The organism is Gilliamella sp. LMG 34359, assembly GCF_984569085.1.
The window spans coordinates 26,023-48,434 of the sequence record NZ_OZ474906.1 but is presented as its reverse complement, the minus strand read 5'-3'; the positions used below and the strand labels follow the sequence as shown (position 1 = coordinate 48,434).

The following is a 22,412-nucleotide window of genomic DNA, read 5'->3' as shown; positions in this document are numbered from 1 at the left end:
AAAGCGTAAGCTGATATATGATATAAATCGGCATTAATACATTGCCAAAGTTATTCTTTACTCTGCAAATACCATACCGTCATTTCCATACGTGACTTAAAGTTTAGCTTTTTAAAAATACTTTTTATATGAACTTTAACCGTGCTTTCGACAATATCTAACTCTTTAGCGATTAATTTATTGGATAATCCTTGGACTAATAAATTAAATATTTCATGTTCTCTTGGGGTAAGTAAATTAATATCATGGCTCTGATTGGTAGTCGTGCCGCCACCATGACGCATATAATCAAGAATAATATGTGAAATTGCTTCATCCATGATGATTTTACCTTCGGAAATATCTTTTAATGCTTTAAGAAGATTTTCCGGCTCCATATCTTTTAATAAATAACCATCAGCCCCAGTTTTGAGCGCGGTAACGATATCTTCCTTGGCATCAGATACGGTAAACATAATGATTCGTGCAGAAATATTCTTTTCTCGTAAATAACGTAAAATTTCTAAACCACTGACATCGTTCATATTGATATCTAACAAAATAATGTCAGGGTCAAGCGTTTGTGCAAGCTTAACGCCTTCTATACCAGAGCCTGTCTCGCCAATAACTTCAAAATCATTGATGGTGTTAATCAGCTGTTTTACCCCATTTCTCAACATGGGATGATCATCAATAAGCAATATTGAACTTTTAATGTTTTCCATTTGTTACTCTTCTATCCTTCTAACAGGGATCATTGTCGTTGCTTTAAACGTTACTACAATTTCGGTACCCAAATTAGGTTTACTATTAATGGTTAAATTGCCATTTAATATTTCAACTCTATCACGCATAATGATTAATCCATAATGATTATCTTGATTAGTATTATTTTGTAAACCAACTCCATTATCTTTTATGCTGACAGTAATAATTTGATTCTCATCAATAGTTAAACTTATTTTGACTTGTGTGGCATTGGCATGTTTATAAATATTATTTAGAGATTCGCGAACACACTGCAATAGATGGAATGCATATTTGCTATTAATAAGATTAAGCGGTAATTGATATTCAGTTTGTATGATAAATTTTAATTTTTGATTAAATTCTTCGATCAATTCCATTAAGCTAGCATAAAAACCGGTCTGGTTAAGACGTAAACGAAAAGAGGTTATTAATTCTCTTAATTGAGAGTAGGTAATATTAACCTCTTTACGCATCGTCGCTAGCAAATCAATACTTGTGTGTGAGGTTAAATCGGGTTGCATCTGTAGGCAGCTAAGATGAATTTTTAAACAGGAAAGCGATTGTGCTATCGAGTCATGTAACTCTCTTGCCATGGCTGAACGCTCTTTCATTAATAGATATTGTTTTTGTTGTTCTATTTGTCTATCAAGCATGAGTGCCGTTGTCATTTGCTCAACTAAGGCGGTAATTAAATTTTCTTGTTCTGCACTTAGATGCATTTTTGAGGGTTGTACAGCGAATAAAATACCAAATTTCTCTCCTTTTTCCTGAAGATACCAATAACGCTGAAATCCATTTTCTTGATAGGATTTTGCTGGAATAAGGCAAGCATTACATTCTGAATTTTGGCAATAAGGGAGTTTTTGTTGGTTGGCATAACTGATTTGCTGATAATGTTCAATATTATCTGACTCATAAAACCGAATTTGAAACTGTGTTAATGGCACTAACTCTTCAAGTTTCCGCAGTATTATTAAAAAGCGTTCACACAAGGGATCCGATGTATGCAGCTGTTTGATAGCTTGATACTGAAACGATAAAATTTTATTGATTTGTTGTAATTCAGCGGTTTTTTCTGTGACGCGTTCTTCTAGTAATTGGTACTGTAATTCAATCTGTTCAGCCATTTTATTGAAAGCTTGTCCCAACAGATCAAATTCGTTTTTTTTACTTTTTTTACTGTTGAATCGTTGGCTAAAGTTATGTTGAGAAATCGATTCTGCCATACTAATTAATTTGCGCCATGGCGCAAGAAGATAGCGACGCAAATAGTAAGTTTGCACAAGAAGAAATAGTGCAATGAGAATGATAAAAACAAGTTGTAATTGTGAAATATAATGGATTTGATTTTCTGTTTTTTGATCAATTTGATTAACTAATTTATCGGTCTGAGCAACAAAATCATCAATTTCATTTTTTATTTCATGTATATTGCTTGCCTGTTTAATTTTCGGAGCAATAGCTGTAACCCACAAAGACTGCAATTGGTTAAGCTCAGCAATTAAATGGTAACGTTCAAATAATTTTAATTGCTCAGAAGATGGCATATCATTAAAAATATTAAGTTGGTCATAGTGCTGTTTTTCAATGGGGATCATTGATAAAAGTTGGTAACTTTTCATTCTGATCAAGCCCAATTGATTTATCATATAAGCGCTACCTTTGGTTTCATTCGCGACTTGTATTGATAAAGACAAAGCTAATAACGCCATAGCACCTAAAAAAAACATTAAAAGTGTTAAACGATTAATAATGGATGCACTGTAGCGAAATTTTCTTTTTAACATATTAATACTCAATATTTTGCTATTAAATATTGTTTAAATAAATAATAATTTAGGTCTATTGTAACGTGAAAATTGCTAGCCTAAGATCTTTTTTATGACTTTTTGCGATCTTTTATTAAACAGCGCTTGCAACAAGCATAAATTTTGCGTAAAATTCACGCCCTATAAGATTAATCAATGCAGACATATATTTTTAATCAGGAATCGTCTGCTTTTTATTGCGGAGTTAAGTATGTACGCAGTTTTCCAAAGTGGTGGTAAACAACACCGAGTTAGCGAAGGACAAGTCGTTCGCTTGGAAAAAATTGAAGTCGAAACAGGCGCAGAAGTTGTTTTCGATAAAGTTTTAATGGTAGCAAATGGTGAAGACATCAAAGTTGGTGCTCCGTTTGTTGAAGGTGCAACAATTAAAGCAGAAATTGTTGAGCACGGTCGTGGCGAGAAAGTGAAAATTGTTAAATTCCGTCGTCGTAAACACTATCGTAAACAACAAGGTCACCGTCAGTGGTTTACTGATGTGAAGATCACTGCAATCGCTTAATAGGAGTATCGAACAATGGCACATAAGAAGGCTGGTGGTTCATCACGTAATGGTCGTGATTCCCAGAGTAAACGTTTAGGTGTTAAACGCTATGGTTCTCAAGAAGTTCTTGCGGGTAACATTTTAGTTCGTCAACGTGGAACTCAATTCCACCCAGGCACTAACGTAGGTTGTGGTCGTGATCATACCCTATTCGCTTTAGTTGATGGACAAGTAAAATTCGAAGTTAAAGGACCTAAAAACCGCCGTTATGTTAGTGTAGTTGCTAACAGCTAATAGACTAGCGGTTCATAAGTTATAGAAGCCTCACAGTTATTGTGGGGCTTTTTTCATTTCTTGAAATTTATATAAAGTAATTCATTATGATAAAACAGCAAAATGTCAAATTAGGTTTTGCACTAGCCATGTTAACCGCAGTGATGTGGGGACTGGTGCCAATTGCCATGAAATATGCATTAGTTGTTATTGATCCCTTAACATTAGCTTGGTCTCGTTTAAGTATATCGGCAGTGGGGATCACGCTTTGGCTAGCTTATAAAAAGCAGTTTCCTAATTTAGCCATGTTCAAAAAACGTCGCCGTTTTATTTTATTGATGATTGCTGGATTTGGTTTATTAGGTAATTTTGCACTTTTTGCCACAGCTGTGCAGTATTTATCTGCAACTACTGCGCAAGTTGTTGGCCAAACCGGTATTGTTATATTTATGATTTCAAGTGCTTTTATTTTCAAGGAGAAATTAAGACCCACTCAAATTATTGGTATTACTATATTGTTAATTGGGTTAGGGCTATTTTTCAATGAAAATCTAGCCGATCTCTTTGCTAATATGTCTTCATACGGTAAAGGGGTGTGGTTGGCTTTATTAGCTTCGGTTTCATGGGCATGTTATGCATTAGCACAGAAAGTATTATTAAGAAAATTACGTGCAGAACAGCTACTTTGGTTGATTTATCTTATATGTAGTATCTTTTTATGGCCACTAGCATCACCGACTAAAATTGCTAATGCTGATTTTAGTCAATTGTTTGCAATTATTTTTTGTGGGTTAAATACCATTATTGCCTATGGTGCTTTAGTGATGGCAATGGAACGTTGGCAAGCGGCGCAAGTAAGTGCTATAACAACATTAACCCCACTTTTTGCGCTGATTTTTTCAGATCTATTTGCTCTACTATGGCCAGAAAAGTTTGCAATGCAATATTTAAATATTATAGGTTATATTGGCGCGGTATCGGTGGTGGCAGGTGCTATGTTTGCAACAGTTGGACACCATTTATGGCAACCAAGAAAAGGCTGGCTAATTAACCGCAATAAAGAGGACAAATAATGAAATTTGTAGATGAAGCTTCAATTCGCGTCGAAGCTGGTGACGGTGGTAATGGCTGTGTTGGTTTCCGCCGTGAGAAATATATACCTAAAGGCGGTCCTGATGGTGGTGATGGCGGCGATGGTGGTGATGTATTTTTTATTGCTGATGAAAATCTAAATACACTTGTTGATTTTCAATTTGAAAAAAACTATCGCGCTGAACGTGGTCAAAATGGCCAAGGTTCAGATTGTACCGGTAAAAGAGGTAAAGATATTACCGTTAAAGTACCAGTTGGCACACGTATAACCGATAAATATACCGGCGAAATTATTGGTGATCTCACTCATCATCAACAAAAAGTTCTGGTTGCTAAAGGTGGTTTTCATGGACTGGGTAATGCCCGTTTTAAATCCTCAGTCAACCGTGCGCCAAGACAAAAAACCGATGGTACGCCAGGTGAAAAACGCGATGTTTTATTAGAACTGTTATTACTTGCCGATGTTGGTATGTTAGGTCTACCTAATGCAGGTAAATCAACGTTTATTCGTAGCGTTTCAGCAGCAAAACCAAAAGTAGCTGATTATCCATTCACAACGTTAGTACCGAGTTTAGGTGTGGTAAGAATGGATAATGAACAGAGTTTTGTGGTTGCCGATATCCCCGGGTTGATAGAAGGCGCATCAGATGGTGCAGGGCTTGGAATTCGTTTTTTAAAACACCTTGAACGTTGCCGTGTGTTAGTGCATTTAATTGATATTGCACCAATTGACGGTTCAGATCCGATTGAAAACGCCAAAGTTATCATCCAAGAATTACATCAATATAGTGAAAAGTTAGCCAATAAACCGCGTTGGTTAGTGTTTAATAAGATGGATGTATTAGGCAGCGAAGAGAGTGAAAAACGAGCAGCCGAAATTGCCCAAGCTTTAAATTGGGATGATAAATATTATGTTATTTCGGCAGTTAACCGTGAAGGTGTAAAAGCACTATGCTGGGATTTAATGGAGTATATCAATGCGCATCCTCGGGAGACCGAAGAAGAGAATAATTCCCCTGAAAAAGTAGAATTTATGTGGGATGATTACCATCAACAAGTGATGGATGAGGCTTTGGATGATGATGATTTTGATGATTGGGATGAAAGTGATGAAGAGGGTGTCGAATTTATCTACCAAAAATAAAAATATCATCAATCAGCTTTGAAATTTCATTGATAGCAAACATATCAAAATAGCAGGATGATATTATCCTGCTCCTTTTCTGTCTATTCTTTACATAAAAACAATAAGTTAATATTATAGCGGTTTTAAAATTGCCAAGCTTTTGTGATTATTTTGAAAAAAGTCAAAAAATATCTTGCATTCAAGAATGAGAATGATTATCATTCAATTGTACTTTATTAGAGCTCGAAAGACTTCTGAAAAAGTATGACATTGCTCACATTGCTTCCAATGTTTGCCAGCCTAGTTAAACTAAGCTGGCTTTTTTATTGCTTAATTTAAAGATTATCTTAAATTAACTGCTGGGTTATCGATATCAAATAAAACCAGTAATGCCGCAGTACCACCAAACTCTTTAGGTGCTTGATGAAAGCATATTACATGTGGATGTTGTGCTAGCCACATGGGGGTTTGTTTTTTTAAGATGTTTTTACCATGTCCATACATAATGCACGCGCAATTGGCATTTTCTTTTAAACAAGCAGCAATCAAAGCAGCGATCTCTTTTTTTGCTTCTTGTTGTGTTAAACCATGTAAGTCTAAAAAGAATTCAGGTGTATAAAATCCTCGGCGTAATTTTTTTAATTCATTGGGATCTGAATCTTCACGACTATAACGGATAGGATCTTCTTGTAATAGCGGTTGGTAATCATCAGAAAAGTAAAATTCATTATTTATTTTTTCATGTTGAATTTTTTGCTTTTCTATTAGTTTTTGAGATCGCTTTTGTGGTTTATGAATCACAGTATCTTGTTTAAGTTGTTTGGTTTTACCAATACTACTTTTAAATAAGTCTATGTCTTCATGATCTAATATAAATTTATTCGACATTGATTCTCACTCTGGATAAACTTTTTCTTTGAATTCACACAAATCTTCAATAACGCAAGAACCACAACGTGGCTTTCGAGCAATACAGGTATATCTACCGTGTAAAATTAACCAATGGTGACAATTTATTTTGTACTCTTTAGGTACTACTTTGAGTAATTTTTCTTCAACAGCTTCAACGGTTTTACCTGGAGCAAAACCAGTTCGGTTACTTACCCTAAAGATATGCGTATCGACAGCAATAGTTGGCCAACCAAACGCGGTATTTAAAACAACATTAGCTGTTTTTCTACCTACACCAGGAAGAGCTATTAATGAATCAAAATTTTCAGGCACTTCACCTTGGTATTTATCAACCAAAATCTGACAAGTTTTGATGATATTTTCAGCTTTACTATTATATAAACCGATGGTTCGAATATAATCTTTTAATTTATTGACGCCTAACGCCAAAATTTGTTCAGCCGTGTTGGCAACCGCAAATAACGGTTTAGTTGCTTTATTAACACTAACATCGGTAGCTTGGGCTGAAAGTACAACAGCTATAAGTAACTCAAATGGGGTTTGATATACCAATTCTGTTGTCGGATCCTTAATGTGATCTTTTAACCTTTCTAAAATTTGTATACGAGTTGATTGTTTCACAATATATTATAAACATAAAATGGTTAGTTAATATTATATACTTTATTTAAAATTTAACCGTAGGATATCTTAAGTTTTTATATAGGTTAAAACTATTAAAAATCTATTTATATAAAAAATTATAAAATATTTTTACTAGGTGACTGGAATTATTTTTCTTTCTTTTGCATATTATATTGATCAGCAAAAATCGCCTGCTTTTTAGCATTCGCTTTTTATGATAAGCTAGCCAACTATTTTTTAATTTCATCATTCAAGGTTTATTATTAAAATGTCATTACCAATGATTGTCACCTTCGCTGTTTACATATTAGGAATGATTGCTATCGGTTTCTTTGCATTCCGAGCAACCCGTAATTTTGGTGATTACATATTAGGTGGACGTCGTATTGGCAGTGTGGTGACGGCACTTTCTGCTGGCGCTTCTGATATGAGTGGCTGGTTATTAATGGGATTACCAGGTGCCGTCTTTTTATTTGGTATTTCACAAAGTTGGATCGCAATTGGTTTAATTATAGGTGCTTATTTAAATTGGTTACTGATTGCCGGTAGACTAAGAGTTTTTACTGAAATAAATCATAATTCATTAACTTTACCTGATTATTTCTCTCGTCGATTTGATGATAACAGTTCATTATTAAAAATTATTTCGGCGGTAATAATTTTAATTTTTTTCACCATTTATTGTGCTTCAGGTGTGGTTGCCGGCGCTAAATTATTTGAAAGCACCTTTGGGCTTAGTTATGACTGGGCTATGCTTGCGGGTGCAGGAGCAACTATTGCTTATACGTTTATCGGTGGTTTCTTAGCCGTGAGTTGGACCGATACGATTCAAGCTAGTTTGATGATGTTTGCCCTTATCTTAACGCCAATTATGGTTATGGTGAATGCCGGTGGTTTTACCGATGCACTAGCTAATATTCAATCATTAAACCCTGACTATACAAATATCTTTGCACATATGGATCTGATTGCTATTATCTCTTTATTAGGTTGGGGGCTTGGTTATTTTGGTCAACCGCATATTTTAGCCAGATTTATGGCCGCTGATTCGCATGAAGTCATGAAAAACGCGCGTCGAATTAGTATGACTTGGATGATTTTGTGCTTAGCGGGTGCGATTACAGTTGGTTTCTTTGGTATTGCTTTTTTTGCTAATAATCCTAATTTAGCTTATTTAATTGATAATGGTAAGCATGAACGGATTTTTATTGAGTTATCCAAATTACTGTTTAATCCATGGATCGCAGGTATCTTGCTTGCCGCTATTCTAGCGGCAGTAATGAGCACCTTAAGTTGTCAATTATTGGTTTGTTCAAGTGCATTAACTGAAGATTTTTATCGTGCCTTTATCAGACCAAAGGCTAAGCAGAGAGAATTAGTTTGGGTTGGCCGTATAATGGTTTTACTTGTTTCTGTTATTGCTATTTTGTTAGCGATCAATCCTAATAACAGTGTGCTCGATTTAGTTAGCCATGCATGGGCAGGATTTGGTGCAGCATTTGGTCCTATTGTCGTATTTTCGGTTTTTTGGGCAAGAATGACGCGTAATGGCGCTTTAGCTGGAATGATAACCGGCGCAATTACGGTCTTACTTTGGATTAACTTTAACTGGTTTGAGTTATACTCACTTATTCCTGGTTTTTTATTTGCGTCAATAGCGATAATTATTTTTAGTTTATTAGACAAAAAACCAAATGAAATAATCGAAGACCATTTTAAACAAGCGCATCAAAGATATCATAATAAAACAGAATAAGTTTAATTAAGTAGAATATAAACGTAACAAATTTAATAGGTAAAATATCATGACAAAAAATGTGATCAAACAACTGCAAGAGCGAGGACTGATAGCTCAACTTACTGATGAAAAAGCGTTAATGGAATTAATCGAACAAAATCCTATTGCGCTATATTGTGGGTTTGATCCAACAGCTGACAGTTTGCATCTTGGTCATTTAGTTCCGTTACTTTGTTTAAAACGTTTTCAATTGGCTGGTCATAAACCAATTGCGTTAGTTGGTGGTGCAACAGGACTAATTGGTGATCCAAGTTTCAAAGCGGTTGAGCGTAAACTTAACACCGAAGATACCGTGATAGAGTGGAGTGAGAAAATCAAGCAACAAGTTTCACCGTTCTTGGATTTTACATGTGGTGATAACGCCGCTATTGTTGCCAACAACTATGATTGGTTTGGTGGTATGAATGTTTTATCTTTTTTACGTGATATTGGTAAATATTTTTCTGTTAATGCCATGATTAACAAGGAATCGGTTAAACAACGGATTGACCGCGATGAGTCAGGTATTTCATTTACTGAGTTCTCTTATAGTTTGTTACAGTCTTATGACTTTGCAAGTCTTAATAAAGCACATAATGTTGTATTACAAATTGGTGGTTCTGATCAGTGGGGTAATATTACTGCTGGTATCGATTTAACCCGTCGTTTACATCAGAAACAAGTTTATGGTTTGACTGTACCTTTAATTACCAAATCGGATGGAACCAAATTCGGTAAAACCGAAAGCGGTGCGGTATGGTTAGATCCGAAAAAGACCAGTCCATATAAATTTTACCAATTTTGGATTAATACTGCTGATGCTGATGTTTATCGCTTCCTTAAATTCTTTACTTTTATGTCATTGGAAGAAATTGATGCATTGGAAGAAGAAGATAAGAATAGTGGCGTAGCGCCAAGAGCTCAATATGTGCTAGCTGAGCAAGTGACTCGCCTAGTTCATGGTGAAGAAGGTTTAACCGCGGCCAAACGTATCACTGAAAGTTTATTTTCAGGTAAATTAACTGATTTATCTGAGGCTGATTTAGAGCAACTAGCTCAAGATGGTATGCCAACTTTAACCGTTGAAGAAGATCTCGATTTACAACAAGCAATTGTTAATGCCGAGTTCGCACCGTCAAGAGGTCAGGCAAGAACCATGATCGAATCAAATGCTATTTCCGTTAATGGTGAACGTAACGCAACAACGGATTATCGTTTCTCTGATGGTGATAAACTCTTTAATCGTTATACCTTATTGCGTCGAGGTAAAAAATACTATTGCTTACTTATTTGGAGATGATTTCATGAAAAATATATTATCGATTCAGTCGCATGTTGTCTTCGGTCATGCGGGGAATAGTGCAGCAGTATTCCCTATGCGCCGTTTGGGGGTGAATGTTTGGCCGTTAAATACGGTTCAATTTTCCAATCATACTCAATATCATCAATGGACTGGAACGGTAATGCCAGCATCTCATTTAACCGATATCGCCGATGGGATTAATGCTATTGGCGAATTGCAACGCTGTAATGCCGTATTAAGTGGCTATATGGGCTCAGCAGAACAAGGTAATGCAATTATTGAAATTGTGAAAAAAGTAAAAGCTGAAAATCCAGAAGCAATTTATCTTTGTGATCCAGTAATGGGTCATCCTGAAAAAGGCTGTTTTGTCGCCCCCGGCGTATCAGAGTTTTTATGTAACACTGCTTTGCCTGTTGCAGATATCATGGCGCCTAATGTTTTAGAACTCGAGGAACTCAATGGCAAACAAGCCATTAGTAATGTTAATGAAGCCGTTTTAGCATGCCGTGCAATTTGTCAAAAAGGACCTAAAGCGATTTTAGTTAAACATTTGAGTCGTGCGGGTTATCAAAAAGATCGTTTTGAAATGTTGTTAGTCACTCAAGATGAAGCTTGGCATATTCATCGTCCGTTAGTCGATTTTGGTGTTAAACAACCGGTAGGTGTGGGTGATATGACAAGTGGACTATTCTTAGCGAATATAATGCTTGGTAAATCAATGGTCGAAGCTTTAGAGCACACCACCTCAGCAGTTTATGCGGTCATGCTTGAAACCTTAAAACAAAATGAATATGAATTGCAATTAATTGCGGCACAAAATGAAATCGAAAAACCAAAATTAAGGTTTAATGCAAAAAGAATTGATTAATTTCCAAAATATGTAAAAATGTACGAAAAATATAATAATAAGTAAATGTAATGTAAATTTACGGAATGTGAAGTATAGAGGGAATGATGGAAGATAGTATTTCATTGGGTAAAATGCTTTCCGATTTAAGGGGTAATATGGGGTTGACCCAGAAAGATATTGCCGCTCAAATTCATGTTAGAACAGAAGTTATTTCAGAAATTGAAAACAACAAGTTAGTTCATGCCCCTTTTGTTCTTGTTAAAAGTTATATTCGCAATTATGCAAACATTGTTGGTTTACCTAATGAAGAATGTCAATCCTATCTTAACGAATTAGAAAAAGAATATTTTGCATCACAACCTTTCAAACTCAAATCAATAATCAAACAAAAAAAGCATAGTAAAAAAGGGTTCTATTTTGTTTTATTCATTCTAGTCTGCTTGTTAGGTTTTGGGTTATATTATAATAACTATCAAACTAAAAACAGTTATGTTGAAGTTAGCCATTATATTTCGCCGAGCTCTGCAGATCGCGTTAACGGTTAGCAAATTTTCGAATTCACTTACAGACATTTGCCTCAAATCTTGTTAAGATTGCGACCTAGTTATTTTGTAACATGATTAGGCATCTTATGAGTCATCAAGAATCACCAATTATTAGGCGAGAATCAACCCGAATTTATGTCGGGGATGTGCCTATTGGCGGTGGTGCACCAATTGCTGTCCAATCAATGACGAATACTCGAACAACCGATGTTGAAAAGACAGTAGCACAAATTCAAGCACTTGAACGGGTAGGGGTTGATATTGTACGAGTCTCTATTCCTACGATGGATGCCGCTGAAGCATTTAAATTTATTAAGCAGCAAGTTAAAGTGCCTTTGATTGCCGATATTCATTTTGATTATCGCATAGCCTTAAAAGTTGCTGAATATGGTGTTAATTGTCTAAGAATTAACCCTGGAAATATTGGTAATGAATCGCGGATTCGTTCAGTTGTTGATTGTGCTAAGGATAAGAATATTCCGATACGCATTGGCGTTAATTCTGGTTCACTTGAAAAAGATATTCAAGAAAAGTATGGTGAGCCGACACCTGAAGCGATAGTTGAATCTGCGATGCGCCATGTGGATATCCTTGATCGACTTGATTTTGACCAATTTAAGGTAAGTGTTAAGGCATCAGATGTATTTACTGCGGTTGATTCATATCGATTATTGGCAAAACAAATTAAGCAACCATTGCATTTAGGGATTACCGAAGCTGGTGGCGTTCGAAGTGGTGCAGTAAAATCAGCAATAGGGCTTGGTTTATTATTATCTGAAGGTATCGGCGATACATTAAGAGTTTCATTAGCCGCTGATCCAACTGAAGAAGTCAAAGTCGGATTTGATATTTTGAAATCTTTACGCATCCGAGCCAGAGGGATTAATTTTATTGCTTGCCCAACTTGTTCTAGGCAAGAATTTGATGTAATTAGTACCGTTAACACGCTAGAGCAGCGACTTGAAGATATTATAACACCAATGGATGTCTCAATTATTGGCTGCGTTGTTAATGGTCCCGGCGAAGCCTTAGCTTCCACTATGGGGGTTGCTGGAGGGCACAATAAAAGCGGTTTTTATGAAGATGGTGTGCGCATAGGGCGTATTGATAATGAACAAATGATAGATGAGTTGGAAGCGAAAATACGCGCTAAAGCCTTAATATTGAAAAACAGAATTACAACGATTGAACTATAATTTTATTAGATAGCGAATAAAAAAATGACAGAAAAAAAAATCCAATCAATACGGGGAATGAATGATTTACTCCCGAGTGATAGTGCAACATGGCAACAAATTGAAAAAATTGTTAAAAATGTACTAAATAGTTACGGTTATAATGAAATTAGAACACCGATTGTTGAAGAAACGGCATTATTTAAACGCGCAGTTGGTGAGGTTACCGATATTGTTGAAAAAGAGATGTATACTTTCAACAATCGTAGTGATGAAAGTCTTACACTGCGACCAGAAATTACAGCTGGTTGTGCGCGCGCTGGTATTGAACATGGTCTGTTTTATAATCAAGAACAACGTTTATGGTATTTAGGACCAGCATTTCGTTATGAAAAACCGCAAAAAGGTCGTTATCGCCAATTCCATCAATTTGGTGTTGAAGTATTTGGGCTTGAAGGTCCTAATATCGATGCAGAGCTTATATTACTAACCGCTCGTTTTTGGAAAGCACTTGGTATTGAAAAACATACTACCCTTGAGCTCAACTCAATAGGCTCAGTTGAAGCCCGCGGCAATTATCGTAATGCTTTAGTTAGCTTCTTAGAACAACATAAAGATAAATTAGATGAAGACTGTTTACGTAGAATGTATACTAATCCATTACGGGTGTTAGATTCCAAAAATCCTGTTGTTCAAGAATTACTTAATCAGGCACCAAAATTATTTGATTATTTAGATGAAGAGTCTAAAAATCATTTTGATGGGTTGTGTCATTTATTGGATAAAGCAGGGATTAAATATAGCATTAATCAACGATTAGTCCGTGGTTTAGATTATTATAATCGAACCGTTTTTGAATGGGTTACTACAAGCTTAGGCGCTCAAGGTACTGTTTGTGGTGGTGGACGTTATGATGGACTTGTCAGTCAGCTGGGCGGGCAACCCACTCCTGCGGTTGGTTTTGCCATGGGCGTTGAACGTTTAGTATTACTGGTACAAGCGGTTAATCCTTCATTAAATCGTGATAGTTCAATTGATATTTATATGATATCTTCCGGCAATGAGCAGACAATATCTGCCGCCCAACTTATGGCGGAAACATTACGTGATGGTTTACCTAACAGACGAATTGTGACCAATTACGGCAGTAGCAATTTTAAGAAACAATTTGCCAAAGCTGACAAATTAGGTGCTAAAATAGCTGTAATCATTGGTGAAAATGAAATAGCTAATCAATCAGTAACGATTAAAAATTTACAAACAGGCGAACAAGTCGAAGTTGCCCAAAAAGAGATTGTGCAAACTTGTTTGGCAATATTGTAAATTAAGGAAAATAGGAGAAAAACGTGAGTCATCAATTATCTGGCGAAGAACAATTTTCAGAGATAAAAGAATTTCTTGCTAAAAAGTGGAAAATCATTGTTGCGGTTATTGTAATTGGGTTACTGGCTTTTTATGGCTGGCGTTATTGGCAATCTCATAAATTAGCAAAAACAATAGAATCTTCAGAACGATATGAACAATTAATTGCTAATTTAGACAAAAATAATCCAGATTCAGTAAATGAGTTAGTCTCTTTCGCGGAAAGTGATGATACTATTTATAGTGTTTTCGCTAATTTAAAAGCTGCTAAATTTTATGTTGAGGAAATAAAAGATTATCCTAAAGCTGAAAAGTTACTTACTGATACATTAAGTAAAACCGATTCAGACATTATTAAATCAATCAGCTATATTCGTATTGCAAAAATACAATATCAACTTGAACGTTATCAAGACACTTTAGCAACATTAAACAAAGTTACTGAAAAAAGTTGGACGCCGGTAGTTAATGATATTCGTGGTGACGTCTATATGAAAATGAATAACTACACGCAAGCCGTTGCTGCTTATACTGTTGCATTGACACCTACTCCTATTGATGGTTCAGATGAAAATATTGTTAAAGCTTCATTACCAACTGAACAGTTAGATGAAAATATCAAAATGAAGTTAAATCAGGCTCAATATCTTAAAGATAAGCAACAAGCTGAACAAGAAGCTGAAGCCGCCAAAGAAAAAGCTAAGCAAGAAGCTGAAGCTAAGAAAAACGCCGCACAAGAAAATAAAAATTAATTTATCCTGATATAAGGGTCTATACAATGAAGTTATCAAAAAGTCTTTTTATTAGTGTTTTTATGTTTTCACTTGTTGGATGTTCATTGTTTGGTAAAGAGGAAGAAATCGTACAAGTTTCACCTTCACCAACCGTAAACAACCAATTTTCAATACAACAAGTATGGCGAAATAGTACAGCAGGCAATACACATATTTATTCATTATTAGGGCCTATTAATTATGATAATGCCGTTTATGTTGCTAGCCGTAGCGGACAAGTTAAAGCTGTTGATTTATCTAATGGTCATACAATCTGGGATAAAAATTTATCACAAAGTACATTATTCAGTAGTAAAACAGCGCTATTTTCCGGTGGTGTAAGCGCTGATGATAAATATGTTTATATTGGTAGTGAACGTGCTGTGGTATATGCGCTAGATCGTAACGATGGTAATGTTATCTGGGAAAAACCGGTAAGAGGTGAAGTTCTTGCTCGTCCAGTATCATCTGCCGATAAACTCATTATCCATACCGCTAATGGTAATTTACAAGCCTTGAACCGTAACAATGGTGCTGATGAATGGGATGTCATGCTTGAAGTTCCTCCTCTTTCACTAAGAGGTAATTCAACTCCAACAATTGCACATGGTGCGGCAATATTTGGTGATGATACCGGGCATGTAAATGCTTACTACATCAATAATGGCCAATTGATTTGGCAACAACGTGTTTCGCAACCAAGTGGATCGACAGAAATTGCAAAATTGAATGATGTAGATTCAACGCCGGTAATAGAAGGTAATTTAGCTTATGCTATCGGCTATAATGGTAATGTTGTAGCGCTTGATTTAAGTAATGGTCAGATTGTCTGGCGTAAAGAGATGGGTTCAACACATAGCTTTGTGGTTGACTCACAACAATTATTTGTTGTAGACCAAAATGACAATGTACGAGCAGTAAGCAAAAATGGCGGAACAATTCTCTGGACTCAAGCTGGTTTGTTACATCGTCAATTAACCGATCCGGTTATCTACGAAAACTATATTGTGGTTGGCGATTTCGAAGGTTATCTTTATTGGTTAGACAAAGATAAGGGTGAAATCGTTGCTAAAACCCAAGTTAGTAGCAGTGGATTAATTTCGAAACCATTAGTTGTCGACAATAAAATTGTTGTCCAAGCTAAAAATGGTGATATTTACGCTTTCACAAAAAAATAAGGTAATTAGAGAATAAATATGGTACCTGTTGTCGCACTAGTTGGTCGTCCGAATGTAGGAAAGTCGACTTTATTTAATCGATTAACTCGAACACGAGACGCCTTAGTAGCTGATTTTCCGGGATTAACTCGTGACCGTAAGTACGGGCGAGCCGAAATCAAAGGGCATGAATATATTGTCATTGATACTGGTGGTATTGATGGCACTGAAGATGGGGTTGAAAGCTTTATGGCGGAACAATCCCTACAAGCAATAGAAGAAGCAGACATTGTCCTTTTTTTAGTTGATGCCAGAGCAGGTGCCATGCCTGCTGATCATGCTATTGCTAAGCATCTCCGATCTCGCCAAAAAGCAACATTTTTAGTTGCTAACAAAATTGATGGTATTGATGCCGATAGCGCAATCTCTGATTTTTACAGTTTAGGATTAGGTAACATTCACCCGATTGCCGCCAGTCATGGTCGTGGGGTAAATGTATTAATCGAAACGGTGCTCGATCCTATTTTTCATTTTGCCAATGATCAAAATGAGGCCTTATCAGAGGATGAGCCAGATGACGTTCTTCCTGAATCTTATGATGATATTGAAGATGAAGCCGAGTCACTTATCAACCAACCAATCAAAGTTGCTATTGTTGGCAGACCAAATGTTGGTAAGTCAACACTAACTAATCGAATATTAGGCGAAGAAAGGGTTGTGGTTTATGATATGCCCGGTACAACACGTGACAGTATTTATATACCAATGACACGCGATGATCGTGAATATATCATGATTGATACTGCAGGTGTACGTAAACGAGGCAAAGTAACCGAAACAGTTGAAAAATTTTCGGTTATCAAAACGCTGCAAGCAATTGAAGATGCTAATGTGGTGATTTTAGTGATAGATGCCCGAGAAGGTATATCCGATCAAGATTTGTCCTTACTTGGTTTTATCATTAATAGTGGGCGCTCACTGGTTATCGCAGTTAATAAATGGGATGGATTATCACAAGATATCAAAGAACAAGTGAAAACCACGTTAGATGATCGACTTGATTTTATCGATTTTGCCCGTTTACATTTTATTTCGGCACTTCATGGTAGTGGCGTAGGTAACTTATTTGATTCAATTCAAGAAGCATACGATTGTGCAACTCGTCGGGTTAATACGGCACTGTTGACCAAGATAATGCAAATGGCGCAAGATGATCATCAACCACCATTGGTGAGAGGACGTCGCGTAAAATTAAAATATGCTCATGCAGGTGGATATAACCCGCCAATTGTGGTTATTCATGGTAATCAAGTTGAGGATTTACCAGATTCTTACAAACGTTATCTAATGAACTATTTTAGACGCTCATTAAAAATTATGGGTTCACCAATACGGATTCAATTTAAAGAAGGCGCTAATCCATTTGAAGGTCGAAAAAATAGTTTAACGGCTTCGCAACAACGTAAGCGTCGTCGGTTAATGAAACATGTACGAGGTCGTAAATAACTTATGACAAACCAAAAGATGATCGCCGGTGGACAAGAGGGTATTTGTCCTAAATGCCATAATAAAATGAGTATTGTAGCACCACAACATTATGACTGTCCTCATTGCCAACAACATTATTTAGAGCAGTATATCTGTCCAATTTGTCAGCAGAGCGCTCAAATGGTTAAAGGTTGCGGGGCTATAAACTATATTTGTCCGACTGATGGCTTAATATCCAGCAGTAAAGTGATATTTCAGTATTTATCAGAGTAGAAAATTGTATCTATATTCAAAGCCATAAGAGGTTATTTTATGCGAATTATTTTATTAGGCGCACCAGGAGCAGGAAAAGGAACTCAAGCACAATTCATTATGCAAAAATATGGTATTCCGCAAATTTCAACGGGGGATATGTTACGTGCAGCAGTAAAAGCAGGAAGTCCATTAGGTCTACAAGCAAAAGAGCTTATGGATCATGGTAAGCTTGTTACTGATGAATTAGTTATCGCTTTAGTTAAAGAGCGTATTGCGCAAAGCGATTGTAAAAATGGCTTTTTACTAGATGGTTTTCCACGTACCGTTCCACAAGCGGATGCAATGAAAGAAGCAGAAATCAATGTTGATTATGTCCTTGAGTTTGATGTACCCGATGAAGTTATTATTGATCGCATGAGTGGTCGCCGTATTCATGCAGGTTCAGGTCGTGTATACCATATTCGCCATAATCCACCAAAAGTGGAAAATATTGATGATGTAACAGGTGAACCATTAACTATTCGTAAAGATGATAATGAAGAGATTGTTCGTAAACGTCTTATTGAATATCATGATTTAACCAAACCATTAATCAACTATTATCAACATGAAGCCAAAGAAGGTCGTACTCAATATTTCCGTATTGACGGAACACAGGCTGTTTCAGCTGTAACCAATGAATTGACTAAAATTTTAGGCTAATTGCAAAAAAGAGGGATGATAGACTTTTCATCCCTCATCTTATTCAATCTATTATTTTGCTAAATTAAGTGATTGTTCTAAATCAGCAATAATATCATCAATATGTTCAATGCCAATTGATAGGCGTATCATTTCTTGGCTAACTCCAGCTTTTTGCAACTCTTCATCATTAAGTTGTCGATGGGTAGTTGATGCCGGATGACAAGCTAATGAGCGGGTATCACCAATATTGACTAAACGAATAATCAATTTCAGGGCATCGATAAATTTAGCTCCAGCTTGTTTACCGCCTTTGATACCAAAGGATAAAATGCCAGCAGGTAGACCATTGTCCATCTGTTTTATTGCTAAATAATGTTCTGGATGATTAGCCAATCCAGCATAATTGACCCATTCAACTTGAGGGTGTGATGCCAAATAATTGGCAACCTTAATGGTATTTTGGCAATGTCGCTCAATGCGTAAAGAGAGTGTTTCGAGACCTTGTAATAATAAAAAGGTATTAAATGGTGATAAAGCTGCTCCCATGTTACGCAGTGGTATTACTCGGCAACGAGCAATATAGGCTGCCTCTCCAAAGCTTTGAGTATATGAAACACCATGATAAGAAGGATCGGGTAGATTGAGCATAGGAAATTTATCGGCGTGCTCTTTCCAAGGAAATTTACCAGAATCAACTATCATTCCACCTAAACTATTACCATGTCCACCAATATATTTAGTTAATGAATGCACCACTATATCAGCACCAAATTCAAATGGTCGGCAAAGCGCTGGACTAGCAACGGTATTATCAACAATTAAGGGGATACCATGTCGATGGGCAATATCAGCCAGTGCTGCTAAATCAACAATATTGCCAGCTGGATTACCGATACTTTCACAGTAGATGGCTTTAGTTTTATCATCAATTTGTTTTTCGATAGTGTGCAGATCATTATGTGGCGCAAATTTAGTTGTGATACCAAAATTAGGTAATGTATGAGCCAGTAAATTATAAGTTCCACCATAGAGTTTGGAGACGGAAACAATATTCTCACCAGCAAATGTGATGGCTTGTATTGCATAAGTAATTGCCGCCATTCCAGAAGCTACCGCTAATGCTCCTATACCGCCTTCAAGTGCAGCAATACGCGCTTCAAGTACCGCATTAGTTGGATTGGTTATTCGAGTATAGATGTTTCCAGCAACTTTTAAATCAAATAAATCAGCGCCATGTTGGGTGTCATCAAAGGCATAAGAAGTGGTTTGGTAGATCGGAACCGCCACAGCATGGGTTGTTGGTTCAGGCGTATAGCCAGTGTGCAGAGCAATTGTCTCTGGTTTCATATTAGAGCCTCATATTTACAACGATAAGGCTCTTATTTTGTGCAAAAAATTATCAAAAAGTAAAGAGTTATAAAACCATTCGTACTATATCGATTTCACCTAACTCTTTGTATAAACTTTCAACTTGATCAATATGTGTTGCATTAATCGTAATTGAAACGGAATGATAATTACCCTTGCTACTTGGTTTGATCGACGGCGTATAATCCCCCGGGGCATGGCGCTGGATAACTGATACTACTTTATCAACCAACTCCGGTTTTGCTTCCCCCATTACTTTATAGGTAAAAGAACAAGGGAAATCTAATAATTCATTTAATTTTGTTTGTTGCATAACGGTTTTTTCTCGTTTTATCAATGAATCCACTAACATGATCTAGTATATATAGTCAATTTATTATTCTTCAAGCCTTAAAACAATAAACATTACTTTTTAAAGCTTATAATTTGATCTATGATAAACAAATTCTAACATAGCTTAGTAAAACCTACCTGACTATTATTCTAAAAGGCTAAAATAACATGTTATCCCAATCTGCTAGTAAAGAACCTTTTGGTACATTACTTGGTTATGCACCAGGTGGTGTAGCAATTTATTCATCTGATTATGAAAATTTAGATCCTGAACAATTTCCTAATGATGCTTCATTTCGCAGCTATTCCGGTCATGAATATATGGGCTATAAGTGGCAATGTGTTGAATTTGCTAGAAGATTTCTATTTTTAAATTATGGGATTGTGTTTACCGATGTCGGTATGGCGCATGAGATTTTTTCGTTAAGATTTCTTCGCCAAGTGATCAATGAGGCCATTTTACCATTACAAGCTTTTGCTAACGGTAGCAAAAGAAAGCCAGAGGCAGGTGCCTTGTTGATATGGGATGACGGCGGTATGTTTGATAGAACTGGTCATGTGGCTATTATCACCGAAGTTTTTGACAACAAAATTCGAATTGCCGAACAAAATGTTATTCATACGCGACTTCCTATTGGTCAACAATGGACGCGCGAGTTAGCTATGACGGTATCTGATGAGGGTTATTATTTACATGATACTTTTGATGATACTAAAATTTTAGGTTGGATGATTCAAACAGACGATACACTTCACAGTTTACCGCAACCTAATGCAGATAAGCACTTACTTGATATCCATAGCGTACATATTAAAAACCATGGTCAATTTGATGGTAAATGGCTAGATGAAAACGATCCTTTAGAAAGTGCTTATGTGTCAGCAACTGGTCATGCCATTAGTCATGATGATCAGTATCGCTATTTCACTATTTCTGAAAGTGCGGAACAAGAGCTTATTCGTGCCACAAACGAGCTCCATTTAATGTATTTGCATGCGACAGATAAAGTGTTAAAAGATGATAATTTGTTATGTAATTTCAATATACCGGAAATCCTTTGGCCAAGACTTAGATTATCTTGGCAACAACGTCGTTATCAAATGATCACCGGCCGATTAGATTTTTGTATGGATGAACGAGGTTTTAAAGTTTATGAGTATAATGCTGATTCGGCATCATGTCATACCGAAGCCGGCAAAATTTTGGAAAATTGGGCCATACAAGCTGAATTAAATGTTGGCGTAAACCCGAGTGCAGGATTGCTTAATGCATTGGCTAACTGTTGGAAGCATAGCGACGCCAAAGCGTTTATCCACATTATGCAAGATAATGACAGCGAGGAAAATTATCACGCATTATTTATGCAAAAAGCCCTAACGCAAGCTGGATTTAAAAGCAAAATCTTACGCGGACTAACAGGACTTAGATGGGATAAAAGAGGGCGTTTAGTTGATGATGAAGATCGTCAAGTTACCTGTGTTTGGAAAACTTGGGCATGGGAAACTGTACTTGAACAACTACGCCAAGAAAGTGAGGCGCAAACCGCTGGATTACCGATCCGAACATGGCATCCTGAAAATGCGGTTAGATTAATTGATGTATTACTGCGACCTGAAGTTTCGGTTTTTGAGCCTTTATGGACGGTCATCCCAAGTAACAAAGCTATTTTACCTGTATTATGGTCGCTATTTCCAAACCATCGTTATTTGCTGGAATCTACATTTGAACTCAATGACAACTTAATCAAAAAAGGTTATGCCATTAAGCCGATTGCCGGGCGTCGTGGTAGTGATATTGAGTTAGTTGGTAGTCATGAACAAGTTTTGGATAAAACGGTTGGTCGATTCGCAAAACAAGAAAATATTTATCAAGAACTGTGGTGTTTACCCAAAGTTGATGATCGTTATTTGCAACTTTGTACTTTTACTGTTGGAGGTCATTATGGTGGCGCATGTTTACGTTCAGATCCCTCTTTGGTTATAAAAGGCGAAAGTGATATGCAACCACTCCGTGTGCTAACTGATGAAGAATTTTTAAAAGAAATATCGAAAAAAAAATGAAGAACAGGGGCTTTGAGGTCTAGTTTGACAAATCTATCATTAAATTTCATGATGATAAATGTTTTGCAACTGATTTAACAATTTGATTAATTGTCACTTAAATGATTTTTTTTGAATTATAAATGACAAAAAAATCATTTTATCTTTAGGGACGCAATGACAACTGGTTAATATTTCTGATAGAATTGATTTTATTAAAAAATAATTATAAAAAA

22 protein-coding genes are annotated in these 22,412 nt (G+C 36.3%); 16 read left to right on the top strand and 6 right to left on the bottom strand.

All coding sequences use genetic code 11. From position 1 onward, the window contains the following. Nucleotides 1-50: 50 nt before the first annotated feature. The gene (gene narL, locus AC5LXV_RS00200; protein ID WP_110432440.1) at nt 51-704 is read right to left on the bottom strand and encodes a two-component system response regulator NarL; all 654 of its coding nucleotides are present in this window, start codon (nt 702-704) and stop codon (nt 51-53) included. A 3-nt stretch (nt 705-707) separates the two neighbouring features. Beyond that, nucleotides 708-2,516 (bottom strand): nitrate/nitrite two-component system sensor histidine kinase NarX, encoded by a 1,809-nt coding sequence (narX, locus tag AC5LXV_RS00195; protein WP_493467068.1) that lies wholly within the window; start codon nt 2,514-2,516, stop codon nt 708-710. 232 nt (nt 2,517-2,748) lie between these two features. Between narX and rplU the strand changes: the two genes are divergently transcribed. From rplU to cgtA, 4 genes are all read left to right on the top strand, one after another. Then, entirely contained in the window at nt 2,749-3,057 is a 309-nt protein-coding gene (gene rplU / locus AC5LXV_RS00190; RefSeq protein ID WP_034883717.1) for a 50S ribosomal protein L21, read from the top strand. A gap of 15 nt (nt 3,058-3,072) precedes the next feature. Further along, on the top strand, nt 3,073-3,333 hold the full coding sequence (rpmA, locus tag AC5LXV_RS00185) for a 50S ribosomal protein L27 (RefSeq protein ID WP_034883716.1): 261 nt from the start codon (nt 3,073-3,075) through the stop codon (nt 3,331-3,333). An 86-nt stretch (nt 3,334-3,419) separates the two neighbouring features. Then, a complete protein-coding gene (locus AC5LXV_RS00180) occupies nt 3,420-4,385 on the top strand; it encodes a DMT family transporter (RefSeq protein WP_110432442.1) in 966 nt (321 codons plus the stop codon). Beyond that, the gene (gene cgtA, locus AC5LXV_RS00175) at nt 4,385-5,548 is read left to right on the top strand and encodes an Obg family GTPase CgtA (RefSeq protein WP_034883711.1); all 1,164 of its coding nucleotides are present in this window, start codon (nt 4,385-4,387) and stop codon (nt 5,546-5,548) included. Before AC5LXV_RS00180 ends, cgtA begins: the two co-directional genes overlap by 1 nt. A gap of 324 nt (nt 5,549-5,872) precedes the next feature. Here the strand turns inward: cgtA and smrB are convergent, their stop codons facing one another. After that, a complete protein-coding gene (gene smrB, locus AC5LXV_RS00170) occupies nt 5,873-6,418 on the bottom strand; it encodes an endonuclease SmrB (RefSeq protein WP_110422485.1) in 546 nt (181 codons plus the stop codon). A 6-nt stretch (nt 6,419-6,424) separates the two neighbouring features. After that, entirely contained in the window at nt 6,425-7,063 is a 639-nt protein-coding gene (gene nth / locus AC5LXV_RS00165) for an endonuclease III (protein ID WP_110432444.1), read from the bottom strand. Nucleotides 7,064-7,328: 265 nt separating this feature from the next. Between nth and putP the strand changes: the two genes are divergently transcribed. From putP to adk, 11 genes are all read left to right on the top strand, one after another. Further along, nucleotides 7,329-8,822, top strand: coding sequence for a sodium/proline symporter PutP (putP, locus tag AC5LXV_RS00160; RefSeq protein WP_493468017.1), 1,494 nt, complete (start codon nt 7,329-7,331; stop codon nt 8,820-8,822). 49 nt (nt 8,823-8,871) lie between these two features. After that, a complete protein-coding gene (gene tyrS, locus AC5LXV_RS00155) occupies nt 8,872-10,143 on the top strand; it encodes a tyrosine--tRNA ligase (RefSeq protein ID WP_219999647.1) in 1,272 nt (423 codons plus the stop codon). 4 nt (nt 10,144-10,147) lie between these two features. Then, nucleotides 10,148-11,014, top strand: a complete 867-nt coding sequence (gene pdxY / locus AC5LXV_RS00150) for a pyridoxal kinase PdxY (RefSeq protein ID WP_110422489.1) — start codon at nt 10,148-10,150, stop codon at nt 11,012-11,014. A gap of 86 nt (nt 11,015-11,100) precedes the next feature. Further along, the gene (locus AC5LXV_RS00145; protein ID WP_493452580.1) at nt 11,101-11,541 is read left to right on the top strand and encodes a helix-turn-helix domain-containing protein; all 441 of its coding nucleotides are present in this window, start codon (nt 11,101-11,103) and stop codon (nt 11,539-11,541) included. 86 nt (nt 11,542-11,627) lie between these two features. After that, nucleotides 11,628-12,737, top strand: coding sequence for a flavodoxin-dependent (E)-4-hydroxy-3-methylbut-2-enyl-diphosphate synthase (ispG, locus tag AC5LXV_RS00140; RefSeq protein WP_493467067.1), 1,110 nt, complete (start codon nt 11,628-11,630; stop codon nt 12,735-12,737). A gap of 24 nt (nt 12,738-12,761) precedes the next feature. Beyond that, on the top strand, nt 12,762-14,039 hold the full coding sequence (gene hisS / locus AC5LXV_RS00135; protein ID WP_493467066.1) for a histidine--tRNA ligase: 1,278 nt from the start codon (nt 12,762-12,764) through the stop codon (nt 14,037-14,039). A gap of 23 nt (nt 14,040-14,062) precedes the next feature. After that, a complete protein-coding gene (locus tag AC5LXV_RS00130) occupies nt 14,063-14,830 on the top strand; it encodes a YfgM family protein (RefSeq protein ID WP_493467065.1) in 768 nt (255 codons plus the stop codon). Between the two features lie 26 nt (nt 14,831-14,856). Next, a complete protein-coding gene (gene bamB, locus AC5LXV_RS00125; protein WP_493467064.1) occupies nt 14,857-16,029 on the top strand; it encodes an outer membrane protein assembly factor BamB in 1,173 nt (390 codons plus the stop codon). A gap of 18 nt (nt 16,030-16,047) precedes the next feature. After that, on the top strand, nt 16,048-17,514 hold the full coding sequence (gene der, locus AC5LXV_RS00120) for a ribosome biogenesis GTPase Der (RefSeq protein WP_493467063.1): 1,467 nt from the start codon (nt 16,048-16,050) through the stop codon (nt 17,512-17,514). A 3-nt stretch (nt 17,515-17,517) separates the two neighbouring features. Beyond that, the gene (locus tag AC5LXV_RS00115) at nt 17,518-17,769 is read left to right on the top strand and encodes a YfgJ family double zinc ribbon protein (protein ID WP_110422495.1); all 252 of its coding nucleotides are present in this window, start codon (nt 17,518-17,520) and stop codon (nt 17,767-17,769) included. A 39-nt stretch (nt 17,770-17,808) separates the two neighbouring features. Then, nucleotides 17,809-18,453 carry an adenylate kinase gene (gene adk, locus AC5LXV_RS00110; protein WP_493467062.1) on the top strand — a complete coding sequence of 215 codons (645 nt, stop codon included), beginning with the start codon at nt 17,809-17,811 and terminating at the stop codon, nt 18,451-18,453. Nucleotides 18,454-18,504: 51 nt separating this feature from the next. On the opposite strand, the gene AC5LXV_RS00105 is transcribed toward adk, so the two are convergent. Further along, on the bottom strand, nt 18,505-19,782 hold the full coding sequence (locus AC5LXV_RS00105) for a bifunctional O-acetylhomoserine aminocarboxypropyltransferase/cysteine synthase (protein WP_493467061.1): 1,278 nt from the start codon (nt 19,780-19,782) through the stop codon (nt 18,505-18,507). A gap of 67 nt (nt 19,783-19,849) precedes the next feature. Then, on the bottom strand, nt 19,850-20,116 hold the full coding sequence (gene ybeD / locus AC5LXV_RS00100) for a DUF493 family protein YbeD (protein ID WP_034883735.1): 267 nt from the start codon (nt 20,114-20,116) through the stop codon (nt 19,850-19,852). A 188-nt stretch (nt 20,117-20,304) separates the two neighbouring features. Between ybeD and gss the strand changes: the two genes are divergently transcribed. After that, complete coding sequence (gss, locus tag AC5LXV_RS00095; RefSeq protein WP_493467060.1) at nt 20,305-22,197, top strand: bifunctional glutathionylspermidine amidase/synthase; 1,893 nt, start codon at nt 20,305-20,307, stop codon at nt 22,195-22,197. The last annotated feature ends 215 nt before the right edge of the window (nt 22,198-22,412 follow it).

What these genes read in the sequence shown, in the direction of transcription:
- narL (WP_110432440.1), bottom strand. Translation starts at nt 704, where the DNA reads ATGGAAAACATTAAAAGTTCAATATTGCTTATTGATGATCATCCCATG.
- narX (WP_493467068.1), bottom strand. Translation starts at nt 2,516, where the DNA reads ATGTTAAAAAGAAAATTTCGCTACAGTGCATCCATTATTAATCGTTTA.
- rplU (WP_034883717.1), top strand. Translation starts at nt 2,749, where the DNA reads ATGTACGCAGTTTTCCAAAGTGGTGGTAAACAACACCGAGTTAGCGAA.
- rpmA (WP_034883716.1), top strand. Translation starts at nt 3,073, where the DNA reads ATGGCACATAAGAAGGCTGGTGGTTCATCACGTAATGGTCGTGATTCC.
- AC5LXV_RS00180 (WP_110432442.1), top strand. Translation starts at nt 3,420, where the DNA reads ATGATAAAACAGCAAAATGTCAAATTAGGTTTTGCACTAGCCATGTTA.
- cgtA (WP_034883711.1), top strand. Translation starts at nt 4,385, where the DNA reads ATGAAATTTGTAGATGAAGCTTCAATTCGCGTCGAAGCTGGTGACGGT.
- smrB (WP_110422485.1), bottom strand. Translation starts at nt 6,418, where the DNA reads ATGTCGAATAAATTTATATTAGATCATGAAGACATAGACTTATTTAAA.
- tyrS (WP_219999647.1), top strand. Translation starts at nt 8,872, where the DNA reads ATGACAAAAAATGTGATCAAACAACTGCAAGAGCGAGGACTGATAGCT.
- pdxY (WP_110422489.1), top strand. Translation starts at nt 10,148, where the DNA reads ATGAAAAATATATTATCGATTCAGTCGCATGTTGTCTTCGGTCATGCG.
- AC5LXV_RS00145 (WP_493452580.1), top strand. Translation starts at nt 11,101, where the DNA reads ATGGAAGATAGTATTTCATTGGGTAAAATGCTTTCCGATTTAAGGGGT.
- ispG (WP_493467067.1), top strand. Translation starts at nt 11,628, where the DNA reads ATGAGTCATCAAGAATCACCAATTATTAGGCGAGAATCAACCCGAATT.
- hisS (WP_493467066.1), top strand. Translation starts at nt 12,762, where the DNA reads ATGACAGAAAAAAAAATCCAATCAATACGGGGAATGAATGATTTACTC.
- bamB (WP_493467064.1), top strand. Translation starts at nt 14,857, where the DNA reads ATGAAGTTATCAAAAAGTCTTTTTATTAGTGTTTTTATGTTTTCACTT.
- der (WP_493467063.1), top strand. Translation starts at nt 16,048, where the DNA reads ATGGTACCTGTTGTCGCACTAGTTGGTCGTCCGAATGTAGGAAAGTCG.
- AC5LXV_RS00115 (WP_110422495.1), top strand. Translation starts at nt 17,518, where the DNA reads ATGACAAACCAAAAGATGATCGCCGGTGGACAAGAGGGTATTTGTCCT.
- adk (WP_493467062.1), top strand. Translation starts at nt 17,809, where the DNA reads ATGCGAATTATTTTATTAGGCGCACCAGGAGCAGGAAAAGGAACTCAA.
- AC5LXV_RS00105 (WP_493467061.1), bottom strand. Translation starts at nt 19,782, where the DNA reads ATGAAACCAGAGACAATTGCTCTGCACACTGGCTATACGCCTGAACCA.
- ybeD (WP_034883735.1), bottom strand. Translation starts at nt 20,116, where the DNA reads ATGCAACAAACAAAATTAAATGAATTATTAGATTTCCCTTGTTCTTTT.
- gss (WP_493467060.1), top strand. Translation starts at nt 20,305, where the DNA reads ATGTTATCCCAATCTGCTAGTAAAGAACCTTTTGGTACATTACTTGGT.